Source organism: Zobellella iuensis, from assembly GCF_016746085.1.
GTDB lineage: Bacteria > Pseudomonadota > Gammaproteobacteria > Enterobacterales > Aeromonadaceae > Oceanimonas > Oceanimonas iuensis.
Map to the genome: position 1 here is coordinate 24,453 of NZ_JAERTZ010000011.1, position 20,498 is coordinate 44,950.

Sequence of the window (20,498 nt, forward strand, 5' to 3'; positions counted from 1 at the left end):
GGGTAGTGCAGTATCAAGAATCCAGAATTCGCCCCGCGCCACACTCCTGCCACCCTAACTACCGCCTTTACATGGTTTGCGCCTTCCTGGTGGAGCGCAGGCGGCCCGCCTGCCTTCCCGCGCAGCGGGAAACATGGGGTAGACCATCATGCAGACGGGCCGTTCCCTGCGGAAGACAAGCATGCCATGTGCACCTCCCGGCGGAGGGCAAGACCCGCGCGCCATGCGACAAGATTCGGTCGTTTTATCCCCGTGCCTGAGGGGAACGGTTCTCCGCCACCCTGGTGCTGTGCGGCAAGAGCGGTTCATCCCCGCGCCTGCGGGGAACGGAAGCGCCGCCACACCCCATAGGGCACGCTACGCGGTTTATCCCCGCGCCTGCGGGGAACGGTGAAGTTCGGCTTCCCGTTCGATCAGCTGGGACGGTTTATCCCCGCGCCTGCGGGGAACGGTTGGGGCTGTCGTCGCAAACCCAGCGGGCAAACGGTTTATCCCCGCGCCTGCGGGGAACGGTTGGCATAGATCAGCGCCAGCCCGGCAGGTTGCGGTTTATCCCCGCGCCTGCGGGGAACGGGCTAACTCGCCATGGCTGCACATATCGAGTCGTCGGTTTATCCCCGCGCCTGCGGGGAACGGCTCCGGATGGCACTGCAAGAACTCGACAATGGCGGTTTATCCCCGCGCCTGCGGGGAACGGTCCCCGCGCCGCTGATAGGCTGCGTCGTTCACCGGTTTATCCCCGCGCCTGCGGGGAACGGCCGTTTTGCGGTTTGACGGCAGAGGGATTGTGCGGTTTATCCCCGCGCCTGCGGGGAACGGAATTAGTGGTTTCAGGTCGTGCCAGTCGTTTTCGGTTTATCCCCGCGCCTGCGGGGAACGGGCCTACACCTACGACGAGCGCGACCCCAAGACCGGTTTATCCCCGCGCCTGCGGGGAACGGGCCGGCGTTGGTGGGGGTGGTGCCCCATATTTCCGGTTTATCCCCGCGCCTGCGGGGAACGGTCGGTGATTATTGTCGATGAAGCGCAAGAGTTCGGTTTATCCCCGCGCCTGCGGGGAACGGGATTTTGGCGCCGTAGTGGCGTCCATTGGAGACGGTTTATCCCCGCGCCTGCGGGGAACGGTGTCGGCGCTGGTGCTGGCCAGACAGGGCGAGCGGTTTATCCCCGCGCCTGCGGGGAACGGACAAGAACCTGATGCTGCGCATGGCCCAGCGCCGGTTTATCCCCGCGCCTGCGGGGAACGGCGCCACATCGCCTCGACTATGAGCTGGTCACGCGGTTTATCCCCGCGCCTGCGGGGAACGGAATAATAAATTACATTAATAGCGGGAAATACACGGTTTATCCCCGCGCCTGCGGGGAACGGTGGGTGAGGACGGTCGCTACAAAGCCTCCATTCGGTTTATCCCCGCGCCTGCGGGGAACGGCTGGAAATCCCGGATCATGTTGAACTCGAATCCCGGTTTATCCCCGCGCCTGCGGGGAACGGATAAGTCCCAGCGTCTCCGAGTGAAGGCAAGACGGTTTATCCCCGCGCCTGCGGGGAACGGTCATGGAGGTCTTGGTCTTCCTCGCTCATGTCCGGTTTATCCCCGCGCCTGCGGGGAACGGCCAGGGAGCGCGATGCCATGATTACCTCTTGTCGGTTTATCCCCGCGCCTGCGGGGAACGGTTGTCCTCTACCCGCAAGCCTACCCGGCTCGTCGGTTTATCCCCGCGCCTGCGGGGAACGGAGAGTTTCGCCCGGCAGATAGGGTGGGGCGGCCGGTTTATCCCCGCGCCTGCGGGGAACGGGGCATCGAGAAACACATTGCCCAGGGTAGACCCGGTTTATCCCCGCGCCTGCGGGGAACGGCTCGGCCAGGTTCCCGGGGAGTTTAAGCCCCCCGGTTTATCCCCGCGCCTGCGGGGAACGGTGTATGAGCGGGTCTGGCTGCCGGTGTGCATGCGGTTTATCCCCGCGCCTGCGGGGAACGATCCGGATAGCTGACCGCCCCCGGCAGCAGCGACGGTTTATCCCCGCGCCTGCGGGGAACGGATCTTCACTGCTCGGTACCTCCTCGCTAGCCTCGGTTTATCCCCGCGCCTGCGGGGAACGGCTCACCATATTTTGTATGCTCTTACCAAGTGGCGGTTTATCCCCGCGCCTGCGGGGAACGGTCGGCTATCACCATCTGCGCCTGGGCCATCTGCGGTTTATCCCCGCGCCTGCGGGGAACGGGTCCATTTTGTGGCTGATGTTGTCAATCCTGCCGGTTTATCCCCGCGCCTGCGGGGAACGGGCCATCAACAAGTGCCGCAACATCTGGGCCAGCGGTTTATCCCCGCGCCTGCGGGGAACGGGCCAGCCAACTGGTTGAACTGATCACCCACGGCGGTTTATCCCCGCGCCTGCGGGGAACGGTTCAGCGTTCTGTGAATGATGTTAAAAGTGAGCGGTTTATCCCCGCGCCTGCGGGGAACGGAGCGCGAGCACAGTCACACCGGGGTAATGCAGCGGTTTATCCCCGCGCCTGCGGGGAACGGTTCGTTGATGCTGGCCAAAAAACCTCGGTCGCCGGTTTATCCCCGCGCCTGCGGGGAACGGCACCCCGCAAAAGTTGCCATGTAGGTCAGAGGCGGTTTATCCCCGCGCCTGCGGGGAACGGAACGGCAACGCTGGCGGAACAGCCGTGTGTAACGGTTTATCCCCGCGCCTGCGGGGAACGGGCTTAAACTCCGGTTTGTCGCTCGGCGGCTGCCGGTTTATCCCCGCGCCTGCGGGGAACGGGCAGGAAACCGTGTTCGGTGCCGTGTCGGTGTCGGTTTATCCCCGCGCCTGCGGGGAACGGGACCAGGTGAAGGAAAGATAGTCATGCAGAACCGGTTTATCCCCGCGCCTGCGGGGAACGGGGGCGACCAGTTGTTGTGCCAGGTTTTCTCCGCCGGTTTATCCCCGCGCCTGCGGGGAACGGCAATGGATGGCCCGCTGCTGAGCCATGGTGAGCGGTTTATCCCCGCGCCTGCGGGGAACGGTCCAGGGCGAAACCGGCCGGGGCCTGCTGCTCCGGTTTATCCCCGCGCCTGCGGGGAACGGATAACCTGATCGCCAACCGCGTGGATGCCGATCGGTTTATCCCCGCGCCTGCGGGGAACGGGGACCTAACCCGATTTGGAGGGGACCGGTACCGCGGTTTATCCCCGCGCCTGCGGGGAACGGAGGATTCCATCAACACGGGAATCGACTTCTTGCGGTTTATCCCCGCGCCTGCGGGGAACGGGAGATGGACCGGGTGCTGGGGGAAGTGAAATCCGGTTTATCCCCGCGCCTGCGGGGAACGGTCGGGAGACAGATCCGGGCAGGCAATTTTCATCGGTTTATCCCCGCGCCTGCGGGGAACGGTAAAAAGCCCGCGCGGTAGCGTAAGGTCCACGCGGTTTATCCCCGCGCCTGCGGGGAACGGGAGCGCACCTACGCCGGTATTTGGGACGGCACCGGTTTATCCCCGCGCCTGCGGGGAACGGGCAGTAACGCCATTCTCCGTGGCATCCACTATCGGTTTATCCCCGCGCCTGCGGGGAACGGGAAGCTGGCGGCATGGAGGTGGTGATCAAGCGCGGTTTATCCCCGCGCCTGCGGGGAACGGGCGATGGAGCGCATAGCAAACCTGAAAGATCAGCGGTTTATCCCCGCGCCTGCGGGGAACGGCGCCCAACGGTCAGCAGGTCGCCAACGATCTCCGGTTTATCCCCGCGCCTGCGGGGAACGGGCAATGATCTATAAGCCCTGAAAGCAATACCACCGGTTTATCCCCGCGCCTGCGGGGAACGGCTCTTGCTCAGTCCAGACCTTAATCTTCTGACCGGTTTATCCCCGCGCCTGCGGGGAACGGTGGGGGCTTGTTGTTTTTGCTCTCAGCAATTGCGGTTTATCCCCGCGCCTGCGGGGAACGGTGATATGGCTAGCACAATATTCAAACAATCGGCGGTTTATCCCCGCGCCTGCGGGGAACGGGCTCCGGTCCGGGACCACCACGGGCCCGCCGCCGGTTTATCCCCGCGCCTGCGGGGAACGGTGGGGCGCGGAAAACGGTGGTTGTCTGGTGTCCGGTTTATCCCCGCGCCTGCGGGGAACGGGGCCCTTGCTGGTGATGACGTATCGGGTTCGGCGGTTTATCCCCGCGCCTGCGGGGAACGGCCCGAGCGCTCCAAGGGTAATGGTTTTATGCACGGTTTATCCCCGCGCCTGCGGGGAACGGTATCCACTACCTGGAAGACGACGAAGAGATCACGGTTTATCCCCGCGCCTGCGGGGAACGGAGTGGCAGGGGGATGGCGTTCATCGGCACCTCCGGTTTATCCCCGCGCCTGCGGGGAACGGCTGTCACCGCCGCCCTGCCCGCTGGCGGCCGCCGGTTTATCCCCGCGCCTGCGGGGAACGGTAATAAAAGATTATTATTCCGACATCACTGAGCGGTTTATCCCCGCGCCTGCGGGGAACGGACACCGAAGAAATCCGCAACGCCGCCAAGGGGCGGTTTATCCCCGCGCCTGCGGGGAACGGTCATTGACACCGATGCAATTATCATCAGCGCACGGTTTATCCCCGCGCCTGCGGGGAACGGGCAACTCGCCAGATGCCGTTACTGTCTCGCTGCGGTTTATCCCCGCGCCTGCGGGGAACGGGCCAGCCTCCTCAGTGGCAGCATCAAGCAACCCGGTTTATCCCGCGCCTGCGGGGAACGGGCCAATGCCAACTGATAGACCCAAACGCCAACCGGTTTATCCCCGCGCCTGCGGGGAACGGGCGATCCGCCCGCCGCTCATGGTGTCGCGGCGCGGTTTATCCCCGCGCCTGCGGGGAACGGTACGCCTTGGAAGTTTCCCAAGCAGTATTTTTCGGTTTATCCCCGCGCCTGCGGGGAACGGCCACGATAGCCAAGCCTCCACGGCGGCTATGGCGGTTTATCCCCGCGCCTGCGGGGAACGGGACGACATCGACGATTTCGACGAGGTGGAGAACGGTTTATCCCCGCGCCTGCGGGGAACGGGATATTGTCAATCCTGCCCTCTTTCACCAGCTCGGTTTATCCCCGCGCCTGCGGGGAACGGGTTTCTGGATCGTCGAGCCTCTCTGCGCCAGCCGGTTTATCCCCGCGCCTGCGGGGAACGGGACGGTGTCCATCTGCAGCAGCCTCATACGGGCGGTTTATCCCCGCGCCTGCGGGGAACGGCTTGCAGCTCTGCCCGCATGTTCATCACGTAACGGTTTATCCCCGCGCCTGCGGGGAACGGCCCCCACGCGCCAGCCAGGATGCGGAGCATACCGGTTTATCCCCGCGCCTGCGGGGAACGGTGGCGCTCCGTATCTCGTTCTTCCTTGATCACCGGTTTATCCCCGCGCCTGCGGGGAACGGGCGCCATGCCTGCCAGTGTAACGGTTATCTGGCGGTTTATCCCCGCGCCTGCGGGGAACGGGGATATACATAGGGTTTTCGGTTGAGGGAAATCGGTTTATCCCCGCGCCTGCGGGGAACGGGTCAGCAACCAGGTGCCGGCCACCAGTGTCATCTGGTTTATCCCCGCGCCTGCGGGGAACGGTGAGCAGGCGAGATATAGTGGGCGTCAATCACCGGTTTATCCCCGCGCCTGCGGGGAACGGATCAGCCAGGCATCGGTGCAGGATCTCACCCGCGGTTTATCCCCGCGCCTGCGGGGAACGGCCACGGGCGGTTCTTGATCTGGGCGGCGGTGGCGGTTTATCCCCGCGCCTGCGGGGAACGGACCTACCCCAACTCGGCGGTGGTCGGCCTGCGCGGTTTATCCCCGCGCCTGCGGGGAACGGAAGGAGAGCATATGAATCTGTCAATTCAACAACGGTTTATCCCCGCGCCTGCGGGGAACGGTGCAGGGCGGTGGCGCCAGCGTCGACAAAGCGCGGTTTATCCCCGCGCCTGCGGGGAACGGACCAGAGCAGACAGCCCGGCATCCTGGCAGCGCGGTTTATCCCCGCGCCTGCGGGGAACGGACTCACAGAACAAAACCGTGAATCGCATCACACGGTTTATCCCCGCGCCTGCGGGGAACGGCAGCGTCACGTTGCCTTTTTGGCTTATCCACTCGGTTTATCCCCGCGCCTGCGGGGAACGGCTGGTCAAGATCGACCGGGACGAGGACGGCAACGGTTTATCCCCGCGCCTGCGGGGAACGGCGGGTTTTGCTGTCGAGTGTGGCGGACCATGCCGGTTTATCCCCGCGCCTGCGGGGAACGGCGTAAATACCGTGTCGTGGCCAACATCATCGCCGGTTTATCCCCGCGCCTGCGGGGAACGGTTATGTTGCCCACTTGCCGTCCAGCGAGTACACGGTTTATCCCCGCGCCTGCGGGGAACGGCAGCCCTCGATGCTCGCAGGAAGATTGATAGACGGTTTATCCCCGCGCCTGCGGGGAACGGTAGACGAGACTGACGAGGCGGTCAAATTTTTGCGGTTTATCCCCGCGCCTGCGGGGAACGGTCACTGACCCATTGTTTTTTCATTGCTGATCTCCGGTTTATCCCCGCGCCTGCGGGGAACGGACCAAGGGCACTGGCAGCTTTCCCATGGGCGGCGGTTTATCCCCGCGCCTGCGGGGAACGGCTCCGCGTAGAACCCATTGATTCGTGGGAAAACGGTTTATCCCCGCGCCTGCGGGGAACGGCCGGTAGTCGTTGGCCACATAGGCAACCCGGTCGGTTTATCCCCGCGCCTGCGGGGAACGGTTGAGGCAGGCCGTCTTGTAAGCCTGGTAAACCGGTTTATCCCCGCGCCTGCGGGGAACGGAAACATACTGTCGTCGCTCGGCGCAGCTGGAACGGTTTATCCCCGCGCCTGCGGGGAACGGATCCGGCGGAGGGTTTCATTGTCCCCATCGGCCGGTTTATCCCCGCGCCTGCGGGGAACGGGCGGCGGATGAATTTGAAGCCATAGCCTGAATCTCGGTTTATCCCCGCGCCTGCGGGGAACGGAGCTTGGCCTGCTCGCCGAGGAAGCCCTGGGCCGGTTTATCCCCGCGCCTGCGGGGAACGGGGTCAGTGCTCATTGGTGGGACGAACAGGACACGGTTTATCCCCGCGCCTGCGGGGAACGGAGGACGGCCAGTGCCGGTAGCGTCGGCAATTTCGGTTTATCCCCGCGCCTGCGGGGAACGGCTGTCCCGCTGGGAGCAGGAAGTGGGCCTGACCGGTTTATCCCCGCGCCTGCGGGGAACGGATCTGGAATCACGCCCCTCTCTACGTGCCAGCCGGTTTATCCCCGCGCCTGCGGGGAACGGTGCTGCGCCTCGTCCGGTGACGACATGCTGTACGGTTTATCCCCGCGCCTGCGGGGAACGGACGGTTACCAGATATAGCTCCCAGCACTCCTGCGGTTTATCCCCGCGCCTGCGGGGAACGGATCCAAAAAATGGCTAAGACGGTGCAGCGTAACGGTTTATCCCCGCGCCTGCGGGGAACGGGTTGATGCGGATGTTGCCGGTGATAGTGGTGCCGGTTTATCCCCGCGCCTGCGGGGAACGGATGCGCGGTTTGCTGCAGTCAACCTGCCGCACCGGTTTATCCCCGCGCCTGCGGGGAACGGATTTTATGACTATGAGAAAAAGGCAGATTTCGCGGTTTATCCCCGCGCCTGCGGGGAACGGTTACAGCCAACGGGCGCGGGATGGCATCAACGGCGGTTTATCCCCGCGCCTGCGGGGAACGGTTATCCAGGGCGGTCAGGGCGGCCACCAAACCCGGTTTATCCCCGCGCCTGCGGGGAACGGCAGGATATCGGTTTTCTGAGCCATTCGGCCGCCGGTTTATCCCCGCGCCTGCGGGGAACGGCATATCGCAGCCATTTTGGCGAATGTGAACGACGGTTTATCCCCGCGCCTGCGGGGAACGGATTTGCAGGCAATCCAAGGCGGGGTTGGCACGCGGTTTATCCCCGCGCCTGCGGGGAACGGTAGAAAGCAGGATGATTACTGAATATTTTGAGCGGTTTATCCCCGCGCCTGCGGGGAACGGCCACAATGATATGCGTGGCTGGTGGCTACGGTCGGTTTATCCCCGCGCCTGCGGGGAACGGAAAGATGCCAAGTTCAGCGCCAGCCGGGCCGGCGGTTTATCCCCGCGCCTGCGGGGAACGGGAGCATGAAACCCAGGAATGACGCGGCATGTAAGGTTTATCCCCGCGCCTGCGGGGAACGGTCTGTTGCGTCCTGATGCTCATTTTGCTGGTGCGGTTTATCCCCGCGCCTGCGGGGAACGGATCAGCCGGAAAAGCTGGTGCTGGCATTCTTGCGGTTTATCCCCGCGCCTGCGGGGAACGGCCAACATGGCCGGAGTCTTAACTGACTCCGGCCGGTTTATCCCCGCGCCTGCGGGGAACGGCACAGCCAGGGCCGGCACACCCGGGGCAAGGGCGGTTTATCCCCGCGCCTGCGGGGAACGGCAGGCCTCCCAGGCCTGCCGCATGGCCTCCAGCGGTTTATCCCCGCGCCTGCGGGGAACGGGCCGTGGGTGCGGGTGCCGCCGGCGCCATCGGCGGTTTATCCCCGCGCCTGCGGGGAACGGAGCAGTCGGTTGGCATCTTCCAGCCGGTTCTCCGGTTTATCCCCGCGCCTGCGGGGAACGGCATTTGGGGCTGGACGAACGCAGCATCCGGAACGGTTTATCCCCGCGCCTGCGGGGAACGGAGCAATGCCGTCATAAATTTCGCTCTCCAGCACGGTTTATCCCCGCGCCTGCGGGGAACGGCTCACTGAAAAACTGCGCCGGGCCGAAGAAACCGGTTTATCCCCGCGCCTGCGGGGAACGGGTGCCTGCGCCCCCGCTAGTTTTTGACTCTATTGGTTTATCCCCGCGCCTGCGGGGAACGGCGGCAGCATGACCGAGACCAGCATTTGCCAAACGGTTTATCCCCGCGCCTGCGGGGAACGGCGCATCGCATAAAGTCCTGCAGGCTGCCGGCGATCAGCGGTTTATCCCCGCGCCTGCGGGGAACGGTTGCGCAGGTTATGCAGTTCGCGGATATCGTGCGGTTTATCCCCGCGCCTGCGGGGAACGGCAGCTCCAGCTGCTCTCGATGGCCGTCGTGGTCGGTTTATCCCCGCGCCTGCGGGGAACGGCAGCATATTGACCAGGGATTCGCTGCGCTGGGCGGTTTATCCCCGCGCCTGCGGGGAACGGCCATATATGATCGGTACAGCTGCCTGACGCAGCGGTTTATCCCCGCGCCTGCGGGGAACGGTATCTATGACCGCCTTTCTGAATGGGTGTCAGCGGTTTATCCCCGCGCCTGCGGGGAACGGTGCTTCGCTCACTTCTTGCGCAACTGGCTCGGCGGTTTATCCCCGCGCCTGCGGGGAACGGGTGCGTAAGGCGCTGGCGCTGACTACCGTTGACGGTTTATCCCCGCGCCTGCGGGGAACGGTGGCCCCGGCGGGCCACCAGCAGGCCGTGCACCGGTTTATCCCCGCGCCTGCGGGGAACGGTATTCGCGGTCCTGGAAGATCATCATAATCAACGGTTTATCCCCGCGCCTGCGGGGAACGGCCATGCAGCGGTTTGAGGCGGCAAACAACACCCGGTTTATCCCCGCGCCTGCGGGGAACGGGCTGGGCATAAAGCGCGCCCAGGCCTCGATGGCGGTTTATCCCCGCGCCTGCGGGGAACGGCAGGCCGTATGGGTGATGGATTCCGAGATGTACGGTTTATCCCCGCGCCTGCGGGGAACGGGTGATGGCGTAGTGGTAGAACTCGGCCCGCTCCGGTTTATCCCCGCGCCTGCGGGGAACGGGGGGGCGTTAGAAACCCCTGGTCGATCAACTCCGGTTTATCCCCGCGCCTGCGGGGAACGGGTGTAGAGCAAACGCAGTCGCTACTGGACGACCGGTTTATCCCCGCGCCTGCGGGGAACGGGCCACCCTTGCCACCACCACCCATATTTGCTCCGGTTTATCCCCGCGCCTGCGGGGAACGGCCCATGGCCCAGGTACGCCGTGGACGCCGCCGCGGTTTATCCCCGCGCCTGCGGGGAACGGTTATGTCCAGCGAGAATCTTGGCTGGTGAAGCCGGTTTATCCCCGCGCCTGCGGGGAACGGCAGTAGATGGTGATGGTAGACATGTGAGTTCTCGGTTTATCCCCGCGCCTGCGGGGAACGGTGGTGCTGGTTTTTATGTCCAGTCTGTGACCCCGGTTTATCCCCGCGCCTGCGGGGAACGGACTAAACGTATATAACTGATTTGGCAGACCTTTTCCAGGCGAGAAAAAGCCACCAATAATTCCACTTTGTTAAAGAACTCTAACTTATTGATTTTCAACAGGGTAAAATGAGACCAGCCGCAGGCCATCCAGGTCCACCGGCATACGCCGGTTTTCGCCATGGGTCTGGAACTCAAAACCGGACTCGGTATTGGTCGCCCAGGCCATCACCACATTGCCCTGCTCGGCCAGTTCGGTGGTCTGCTCCCAAATCATCTCCCTGATACGCTTGGATACATCCCCCACATAAACCCCGGCCCGCACTTCCAGCAGCCACACCGCCAGGCGCCCTCTCAGGCGGGGCGGTACATTTTCGGTCACGACCACCAGCATGCTCATTGTCAGCCACTCCTGTGTCCGTCTTCGCCCAGGGGCTTGGGTTCCGGGATGGCGATGGGCTGAGCATCCTTTGGCGGCGGTGGCGGCTCGATACCCCCTGCGGCCAGTACCTCTTCAACAAGGGGGATCAGCTTCGCCAAGGTATTACTGCTACGAAAAATGTCCCGGCAGGCAACGCGTACTTCCCGATCGGGTTCGGCCGGGTGTTTGCGCGCTATTTCAAAGGCCTTGGGAACGACGGTCTCGAACTTGATGATGTCGGCGATATCGTAAACAAAGGACAGGGGCTTGCCGGTGTGGATAAAACCGATGGCCGGCGCATATCCCGCCGCCAGAATGGCTGCCTCGGTTATGCCATAGAGACAGGCGGTGGCGGCGCTGATGCACTGGTTGACCTTATCCCCTTTGGCCCAGTCCTTGGGATCGTAGCGCCGGCCGTTCCACTTCACCCCATACTGTTTGGCCAGCATGGCGTAAGTGGCCCGTACCCGGCTGCCTTCAATTCCCCTTAGCTGATCTACCGAACGGCGACTTGGTGCTTCTTCGCCAAAGCGCAGCTCGAACATCTTGCGCACTACCTTTAGGCGCAGCTCTTCATCCAGAGCCAGTTTGGCCTGATAGAGCAGCTTGTCGGAACGGGCTCCTCCCGGCTGACCACTGGCGTAGAGTCTGACGCCCGCCTCGCCCACCCATACCAGCAAGGTGCCCACGGTCGCCGCCAACTTGGCGGCAGCGTGAGATACCCGGGTACCGGGCTCCAGCATGATGCAAGCCACCGAGCCCACGGGAATATGAGTACGCACACCGCTCTTGTCGATCAGCACAAAGGCACCGTCGAGCACATCGATTTGCCCATACTGCAAAAAGATCATGGATACCCTGTCTTTGAGTGGTATGGGCTTTAGGGGAATAAAGGCCATGGTGTCGGCTCCTGAATAATAACGGCGGGCTAAACCCGCCGGATCATCATCAATCCGCAGCCAAATGCCTTGGCCCGACCCACGCCTTGATAGAGGCTTGCAAGAAACACATCCGGCTCATCCACCACGAGGGTACCGCAGAGGTTAACAGAGCTGAACATAGCCCCTGCCTGCTTCCCTTTAATATCATGCTGCATATAGCCATCGGCTTGTAATCTATCGTCATTTTCCAGGCATCGGATCCCCATCTGCCTGCTGCGCTGCTGCCACCAGGCAAGCAATGCTTGCTCGGATATGGTTTTTAACGCCAGATCAATGGTTACCTGTCTGCCCAAGCGGGATGCCAGCTCACCACGGTAGCCGCCGCCTTCAATCACTGTTTTCCAACGATTAATATCCTCATCAGATGCCAGGTCGAGCAACTGGTGCTTCAACTGCTTCTTGGTTCCCACCGCCGATAGGGAAAGCTGTTTTGCCTCCTTGAATAGCCAGTGCTGCTGGGCATCCATCAAGACATCGTGACGTTTACCCTGGCGGCACACGGTAGGGTTTACCCTGAGTTGGAAGCCCAATTCATCACCCGGCTTTAATTGGGGTGAAAATGACCGGCTTTCCACCTGAAACAACTGCTCTGTATTGTCCGGCTTTTCCTTGGAAAGCACATAAAACAGTGGCTCCCCCGATGGTGCCAAGCGTCCGTCGCTCTGTTCATGACGAAATAAAAAACCGCGTTTTTTCTCACTGGTAAAAAGATGCCAAAGCAACTGATGATGGCCGTAAACCCCCTTGCCCATAGCTTTTACCAGTTCGGCTCTGGCTGCCTGGCTGTTACCCAGTGTTATTCGGGATAGATACATGTCATTCCTCCACCAAGATCAGCTGATGTTCCTGACGAGCGGCAAATTGCCAAGGCATTCGGCTTATCGGCTCATCCCATACATTACGACTCTGCACCCCATCGTACGCCCCCAGATCATCGGCCATGCCCTGCCACAGATAGGTCACCGTTGAGCCCAAGTCCAACCAGCGCCGATCTTGCTCAAAACTGCCCAATATGGGGGGAAACGACGAATCGAGCGCTGCTTTTAGCTCTGCTTCAATCAATAGAGGGGCCACCGGGGCAGCCAGTGGACATGCCTTACGACCCAGATAGGGGATAAATGCCGGTTTTGTTAACGCCCTTGCCAGAGCTTCCAGCGTGACCTCACTTTCTTGCTGTTGCCATACGGCAACCACCCAGTAGTCATCGCTGCGATAATCCCGGCTGGATAACACCGTATTCAGCTTATCCTTGTCCGTGCCCAGTTCATCTTTACGGGTATAAAAGGTGCGTTTTTTTTCCTGCGACGGCACCTGAGCCGTATGATAATCCCGCATCAGACCGCCGGATGAGTAGGCTTTGATGGCAATCCCAATACTGGCACGTAACGCATCAAGACGGCTGGCATCATCGCGTTTGATGCCCAATGCGGCTCCCAGTAAACCCAATACCGCCGAGCGACTGGGAGCCAGACCCGAAGGCCTGTCTCCACCTACTGCCGCTTCACCCCAACTGGCCATGGGTCCATAAAGACGAAAAACCAGATATTGCATAACGCCTCCTCAGTCGGCGACAAACGCCTTGAGTTGCTCGAAGCTTCCCTCGCCTTCCAGAGCATTAACGGCATAACGGGCATCGGCGCAGGCACCATAGACCTTGTCGAAATTCTCGACCTGCCGTTGCAGTGCCCGCACTGCGTCCTCGGCCTGGTTTTCTCCGGCAATCGGTTTCAAGAAGGCAACGGACAGGGAGCGAGGTTGCTGCTCGCCTTTTTCTGCCAGTACATAAGAGGAGTAGGCCCGAGAAGCAAAACTGTTTTGCTTGCCCTTGGGTGACACTTTCACCGAGGCTTCCACCAGTGCTGCAATCGCCTTGTCGGCCAACGCCAGGTCACCGCCCAGGTTGTTGACCAACAGCTCTTTATCAATACAGATGTAGCTGTAGAACAAGGCGGCGGCGAAAGCGGCTTCACCGATATGGGAGGCACCCAGATCCGTATCACCCCGGTTAAGATCGTCGACCGCGGTGAAGTAATCCTCCTCTACCGCCACCCCGTGCACACTGATGGCATGCGCGACCTGGCAGGCGGCTTCACAATTGAACTCGGGGGAAGAGGCCAGCATTCGGCCAAACATGGCAATGTCTACCGCCGTTGCATTACGGCGCAGCAAAGCCAGATCTTCTTTTTCCGGCGCCCTGTTTTCTTCGGCCAACGTCTTAACCAACTGGTTAACCGCCTGCATCTCTTCTGGGCTGATATGGGCAAGCTGTTCAATCTCCAGGCTGTCTTTTTTGTTCTTGCCAAACACCCCCGCAATCTCCGCGGACCAAGCCTTGGCCTGCTTCTCGGCAACGCCAAGCTCAGTCAGCTGATTGAATACTTCAATTCCCAGCCGCTTGGTACGGGTACCGATATGCTCGCCCAGTGCCTGCTCAAATAGCTCGGAAATACGCCAATTACGCTTAAGGCTCTGCGAGCTGACCCTTAACCGTTCGGTCCCCCCCATCCGGGCAGTCTTGGGGCGCCCCAGATCATCACGGTTCAGGTTGGAAGGTGCGTAAGAGGTCAGCAGGTGCAGTTGGATAAATTTACTCACGGTGATTCTCCTTGATTAATCTTTATTTTTTGCCAGCCCTGACTCGGCGGCCTGGTAATAATCCATCGCCCAGCGTACGGCGATCTTCTTGTCGGGCCGCAGTGCGGCCTGACCATAGTGCTCATCGAACCAATCCAGTATCCCCTTGGCCAATGAGACCACCCGGGTCTGTCCGTTTACCTGCTTTATCAACCTGTGCAGCCGGCGATAAAACTCCTCCGCTGTTCTGGCCCCCTGCAATTGTTGAAAACGCAACTCACTGACCTTCGGCTTGTCGGTGTCGGGATCGATTTTCCCCAGGGAAGCCGCAAAGCTCTGGCCGCCATCCTGCTGCCTGACGTGACTCAATACGCCGGCCAGGGTGGCCCAGGCGAGCATGGACCAGGGCTTACGCTCCCGTACCGACTCCGGCAACCCCAGCCACAGGGCCCTGAAACCCTGGGTCATCAGCACCGCCTCCGGGGTCTCGGCCCGTTTCAACTCTGCCCGATAGACGGTGGGGGCCGGCCGGATATTCAGGGCCGCCAATTCCTGCTCGGGCAACATCATGGCTTGCCACCAGCGCATCAATGCCACTTCACCGGCAAAGGATGGCTTCACCGTTGCGGGTTGTTCAGTTGCTGTCATAACGCCTGCTCCCTGGTTAAGGTATCGAGTCGATAATCGTTGCTAAATTGCTTGATACGTTTACTGCCCGCCAACCAGCCACAGAGCTGACGCCGGGCGCGGATTTTTTTATACATGTCCCGATCGGGATAAAGGTTGGAAAGCGCCAATTCATCAAACAACTCCCTGGCCTGGAATGATAGTGCCCGGAGCCAATGACTGGCCGTCTCCGGCGTTAACCTGCCATCCGTTGTATTCAGCAGGGCTTTGACCATATGGAAAAAATCCCCCTGGGTCCGTTGCCAAAACTGTAAATCGATATGGCTGGTGTCACCCTTGGCATCGGCTGGCTTATCGAACCAGGCGGCCTTGATCTGGGTTCGGCAATGCCACAGCACCTCTTGCGCCAGGCTTTGCATGGCTTTAATCTCGCTCAGCAGAACGTCCCTTAGCTCAGGCTCCAGGCGGATCAGCGGAAATTCGCTGTTATACCAGCCCCTGGCCTTCATATTGTCCATATCAAAACCAAAGGCCCACAGCCTGGGCGCCTCCCCCCAGTCGAAATCGAAGAAGGCGGATTTTTCCCGTACAAAATCCTGCACCACCTTGGCCGGAAGGCTGCCTTCCTCCCTATCGACAAAGCTCAGGCTATGCCACTGCTTGTACTGAATTCCGCCGGGCTGTCCCTTGGTGGACAGATAGTCTTCATCCGGCTTTTTGGGATTAAAGCGGTAGTGGGTCAGCGGATGCTCCCAGCTACCCACATAGTTATTACCGTAATTGCTGGTGCGGTACTGTCGGCAAAGGCGGGGGCTGGACTTCAGGTTCAGTTGGCAAATGCTTTCCTGGTCCTCGAACAGCAAGCGAATTCGCCGGGGCATCGCCCAGAACATGGCAAGCGGATGCACATCGTCGGCATAAATATCGCTGCCCTTGGCTTTGCTGATGCGGGTCGGCCCCAGCCAGGGAAACAGCGCTGCGCTCTGGTAGTCTGGATCATCGTATTCCCAGGACTCCCGGCTCTGTATGTTCAACCAGAGTTTTTGCCACAAACTGGCATCGTCCCCATGAGGCAGCACCAAGGTGGTCAATGGTCCGCCACCTCGCAAACCGGTCCTGTGCCCCTGACCACCAGAAGGCGCATTAATCTGCAGGGTAAAAAGGGCCAGCGCAGCCATTTCCGGCGACAGAACCTCGGCCATGCCACGCTTGATAAAATGATCCGTGTTCAATTTGAGGGTATTCCCCCCCGGGGCTTCGATCAGCAGGCCTGAGACAGGACCAGGGCTGGTACCGTCCAGCGGATCCAGATCCTGCATAAAACGCGGGCCGTCCCCATCCAGTTCAAAGGCATGCGCCACCTGCGCCAGGCTGGCAGCCAGAGCGTCCTTGCTGGGTGGCGATTGATAGCGTTCGTGCCAGTCATATTTGTCCTTGGGCGCCATCACCGTTTGCAGCAGGCCGATGGCAAACTGGTACGCCGCCCCATGAAAATCAGCCCTGGGCAAGGCAAAGTCCACCACCTCCGGGTCGACAATGGCGGAGATCGGCGACTGCCGCTCACTGCCATCCCTGAAGCGGTAGCTCAGCCAGGGAGCGGTTATCAAATTCATAAATTTGACTCCTTAAGGCAATCTTTCACTAAAAGTGCAAATAGAACAGAGGGCGGCCTTGATGACTCCGACTCTCCAGAGGCTGGATCGGACTCAAGTAGAGCACACCCAGACCAAGACATCAAATCAAAAGGTTTGAAATAGTGTTTAAGCATAAAACCCAAATATTAAGCCATCTGGACATCTAAATACCTAAGTGTCCATAAATTACTTGTCTAGATATAGCGATCACTTTCAAGTACCCTTTCGCGGTTCTCCAGGACTCTGGAGATAAACCCGTTTGAAATAGTGCTGACATGACTCAGTAATAAGGTTCCCCGCGTCAGCGGGGATTACTGCTCCTGTACCACACCCAGCTCGGTGCTATAACCAAACTGAGTATCTGACTCGGGCAACCACGGCTGGAGAAATTTTGCCTGTCGGTATCGTTGCGAGATCGCGTCAAAGGCAGCTGTCAGTTGGCTGGGCAAAGGCGTCAACTTGTCGGCAAAACGATGCTTGGCCAGTTTCACTATGCTGTTTTGAAGAGCATAGGGCTCCCCCTCCGCCCACAGTTGCAGCCGTCCTTGCGGGTCAAGTTTCAGTATCAGCACCTGAACGATTTCCCTGTCAGCATAGCGGGTGCTGATCTCGATATTGTCATCGTGCCAGGCACGGGCGCTGGTCTGGTTATAGCCCTTGCTCCACTCGATCAACTGGCTCTTCGCTTGGGCGGCCTGACCACGCATTTCTCCGAAATAGTGACCTTCTTTCTTCTGGAGTGTCTCCGGCATCCGATCAAGAGCCTCCCCGCCGTAAACGGCTTCTATCAATGTTCTTGCCTCGCCAGGCATGCGAATAGCGCCCAATCGCCGTAATACCTGCATCCCCAGCCATAGCCGCCCGGGAGAACGATAGACATGTTCGGTGTTGGGTAACTGACTGAGCAGCCAGTCCGCGTCGGGCTGTTCCTGCCACTCGGGAGCATGAACAAGCAGCATGGGCGCCGGGCGCTCATCCTGCGCTTTATCGGTGCGATTTCCTGCCTGATCCCGTATATGCCGATGCAGGCGGCCGGCACGCTGGATAAGATCGTCAATGGGGCAAAGATCGGAGATCATCAGGTCGGCATCCGCATCCAGGCTCTCCTGAAAAACCTGGGTGGCAATCAAAACCTGGCCATGGCGCTCGGCTTGTCCGCCTTGCTTACCAAAGATAGCCAGAACCTTATCCTCAATGGCCTTGCGATCCTTTAGGGTAAAACGGCTGTGAAACAGCGTCAGGGCTTCGGCAGATCCCAGCTGCGTTGCCAGCATTTGATAGGCACGAATGGCATCATCCACCGAGTTGCGGATCCACACCACGCAATCACCCCGCTTCCGGGCAGCCAGGATCCGTGCCACACAATCCTGTTCGCTATGAACAAAAACCACCGCCAGTTCACGGCTAACGGCCTCCCGGGTAGCAACAGGGGTTTCTTCCAGCCCCCGTTCGATACTGACCCGCGTTGCCAGCGGGAAGTCGTTTTTCTCCGGCAATAACATCGGCGTCACCCCGGCAGCCTGCTGCCAGATCCGGCACAACCGTTCCCGCTGACGTTGAGCCAGCGTTGCGGTCAGCAGAATGGCGCTTCCCCCCTGGCGTAAATGGACCCGCAGCAGATCGTCGAGCAGCTCAAACATAAAAGTGTCCGCCGCATGCACCTCATCAAAAATCAGGATCTTCCGGTGCAAACCCAGCAGACGCAGGGGTTGATGTTTACGCGGCAAGACGGCCATCAATGCCTGATCAATGGTGCCCACCCCTACCGTTGCCAACAACGCCTTCTTGCGGGAATCGGCCAGCCAGTGGTTGCAATAAAGGCTGGCGGTATCGTCACCTTCCGCATAAGCGGTATCGACAGTTTCGGTCGGCGTGAGCGCTTCACGAAAATGCTCGTTCATTTCCCTGGCACCGTGCGCCAGGACGATACTGGGACAACCGCCATCCACCGACAACATCTGCCGATAATGGCCAGCCACTCGGGAAAACATGGCATTGGACGTTGCCATAGTGGGCAAACCGAAATAGAAGCCATCGGCTTCACCCTGCTGTAAAAGACGATGTGTCAGGGTCAAGGCCGCTTCCGTCTTGCCGGCTCCGGTCACATCCTCAAGAATGAACAACTGCGGACCCGGAGCCAGGGGGACCGACTCAGCCCAGGCCTGTAGAGGGGTAGGCGAGAAACCAAAATGGGTTTGCACCGATGCAAACGGCTGTACATTGACCGGCTTGCTCAGCTCTGTTGCTGCCAGGGCTCGTTGAGCCTTGTCTTTAGCCTGCAGCCAATACTCTGTAAGCGTGTAGCCACCCGTTTGATATTCAAAAAACGTCGTATCCGAACCAATCCAATCGCTTAAAATGGCGAGACCGGACAAATGCCAGCTTATCTGGCGCAAGCGAGCCAGCCACTCCCTGTCGGCCATGTTCTGCTCTGGCCACTCAACATCCAGCAGCGCCGCACAATCGCGGATAAATTCACAGACAGCGTCTATATCCGACTCGTGGCAATAATCCTTCATCATTTTCGGCTGGCTGCCCCAATCGATGGGGTAGCCATGATGACCAAATACCACGTCGAATAACGTATTGAGGCTATCGAGAGCCGGGTTCACCCGAGCAAGATCGGTTTGTTTGAGGCCTATATCAGATCCTGCGAGATGACGACCACGACTGGCCTGCAACCAGAAAAAATATCCCAGTCGATCATGGCGGGCCTGGCGACTGTTATAACCGGCCTTGGGTTGATGACGGACCAATGAACTGCCGGTAAATTCGGCCAAATGTTGAAAGGCCGACGCAAATTTTCCGAGATCGTGCAACATCAATGAAAAGGTAAATATCAACCTCAGCTGACCGGGCGAGATATTCAGAAAACTGGCCAGATTTCTGGTTAGCGGCCTGTCTTCATCCAGCAACCACCAGCCCACCGCCGCCACATCCAAACAATGATACGGTAGCAGATGGTAGTCCTCTCCAGGCTGCTGTTCGTCTTTCCTGGCTTTGCCCCAATACTGGAAATAGCTGGCTCTCATTCCTTGCTCCTTTTTCTTGTTCTGCCCCTACTCTTGCCCATTTACCCTCCCCCGCCAATGCTGTGCAAAAACACATGTCGCCTGGGTTTACAGGTCAGAACAGCCACGGCTTAACCTCGTCGTGGTTGGCCAGGATCAGTTGCTGGGCGGCGGGGTTGCCGTCGAGCATTTTTACGCTTACCTGCATTTCGTTGAGCAGGTACTGGGCCAGGGCGGCGCGAGTGGGCAGGTGCAGTTCTCCCCCGGTCATGCCGTAGTCGTAGGTCAGGGCTTGCTGCTGTTCGGGATTGAGTCGAGGATCGGGCTTGAGTATTAGGGTGATGGTGGTGTTCCAGGCGGCGTCGGGGGGCAAGGGGGCCTGTTGCGGGCCTTCCGGCATCGGCTCGCCGTGGAAGCGGCTCAGCACCAGGTCGCGGTAGCCCTGGGCCTTTTCGCACCAGGCACGCAGGTGCCAACGCCGGCCGGTGTTGACGAAACGGATCGGCACTATGATACGGCCGTCGCGATCCGGCTTGCTGACGGCACCGTAGTCTACTTCCAGCCGGTGGTGCTGGCGCAAGGCATGTACCAGCGGCCGTATCACCCAGGGGCTGACGTTGCGCGGTGGCGGGGTGAGAATGGCATGTTCCAGTCGGTAGCCGGGATCAGAGGGCATGGCATGAGCGCGCTGGCCTGTCATCCAGTTCAGGTATTCGGCTACGTCGCCGGAAATAAAGGCGGGCTTGAAGGCCGGGGCGGGCAAATGGCCCTTGCGGGAAGCACAGTAATAAAGCTGCCCGGTATTATCCTGCAGATACTGGTTGATGTCCTTGCTGGCCTGTTGCCGGCTCAGGCCGAAGAACTGCTGCAAATGGTTGGCGGTGAGCCGCCCTTCCCAATAGACGATCAGCTCCATCAGCCAGTAACGGCGGTGGGGTTCGGTTTTTATCATGCGGTCCGTGCTTTTTGTTTTTTGCCATTAAAGACAGAAAGCGGCACAGACAGCAATCGCATATTTTTGACAATCCACCGTTTATTGATCCCGGACATAAAAAAACCCCGGCCAGGCCGGGGTAAACAGAGA

9 protein-coding genes and 1 CRISPR repeat array are annotated in these 20,498 nt (G+C 60.2%); all 9 genes read right to left on the bottom strand.

Going from position 1 to position 20,498, the window contains the following annotated elements; translation table 11 throughout:
* The first annotated feature begins 240 nt into the window (after nt 1-240).
* Nucleotides 241-10,228: direct repeats of the CRISPR family, unit length 29 nt; unit sequence CGGTTTATCCCCGCGCCTGCGGGGAACGG.
* Nucleotides 10,229-10,312: 84 nt separating this feature from the next.
* Entirely contained in the window at nt 10,313-10,606 is a 294-nt protein-coding gene (gene cas2e, locus JKV55_RS03665) for a type I-E CRISPR-associated endoribonuclease Cas2e (RefSeq protein ID WP_202082394.1), read from the bottom strand.
* 2 nt (nt 10,607-10,608) lie between these two features.
* A complete protein-coding gene (gene cas1e / locus JKV55_RS03670; protein ID WP_202082395.1) occupies nt 10,609-11,526 on the bottom strand; it encodes a type I-E CRISPR-associated endonuclease Cas1e in 918 nt (305 codons plus the stop codon).
* A gap of 29 nt (nt 11,527-11,555) precedes the next feature.
* Nucleotides 11,556-12,383: a type I-E CRISPR-associated protein Cas6/Cse3/CasE gene (cas6e, locus tag JKV55_RS03675; RefSeq protein ID WP_202082396.1), complete on the bottom strand. Its 828-nt coding sequence runs from the start codon at nt 12,381-12,383 to the stop codon at nt 11,556-11,558.
* Between the two features lies 1 nt (nt 12,384).
* On the bottom strand, nt 12,385-13,119 hold the full coding sequence (gene cas5e, locus JKV55_RS03680; protein ID WP_202082397.1) for a type I-E CRISPR-associated protein Cas5/CasD: 735 nt from the start codon (nt 13,117-13,119) through the stop codon (nt 12,385-12,387).
* A gap of 9 nt (nt 13,120-13,128) precedes the next feature.
* Nucleotides 13,129-14,163: a type I-E CRISPR-associated protein Cas7/Cse4/CasC gene (cas7e, locus tag JKV55_RS03685; protein ID WP_202082398.1), complete on the bottom strand. Its 1,035-nt coding sequence runs from the start codon at nt 14,161-14,163 to the stop codon at nt 13,129-13,131.
* A gap of 15 nt (nt 14,164-14,178) precedes the next feature.
* Entirely contained in the window at nt 14,179-14,790 is a 612-nt protein-coding gene (gene casB, locus JKV55_RS03690) for a type I-E CRISPR-associated protein Cse2/CasB (protein ID WP_202082399.1), read from the bottom strand.
* Nucleotides 14,787-16,382 (bottom strand): type I-E CRISPR-associated protein Cse1/CasA, encoded by a 1,596-nt coding sequence (casA, locus tag JKV55_RS03695; RefSeq protein ID WP_202082400.1) that lies wholly within the window; start codon nt 16,380-16,382, stop codon nt 14,787-14,789. The genes casB and casA overlap by 4 nt, the downstream gene beginning before the upstream one ends.
* Nucleotides 16,383-16,714: 332 nt before the next feature.
* On the bottom strand, nt 16,715-19,435 hold the full coding sequence (gene cas3 / locus JKV55_RS03700) for a CRISPR-associated helicase Cas3' (RefSeq protein ID WP_202082401.1): 2,721 nt from the start codon (nt 19,433-19,435) through the stop codon (nt 16,715-16,717).
* A 94-nt stretch (nt 19,436-19,529) separates the two neighbouring features.
* Nucleotides 19,530-20,366, bottom strand: coding sequence for a BrxR family helix-turn-helix transcriptional regulator (locus tag JKV55_RS03705; RefSeq protein ID WP_202082402.1), 837 nt, complete (start codon nt 20,364-20,366; stop codon nt 19,530-19,532).
* Nucleotides 20,367-20,498: the final 132 nt, after the last annotated feature.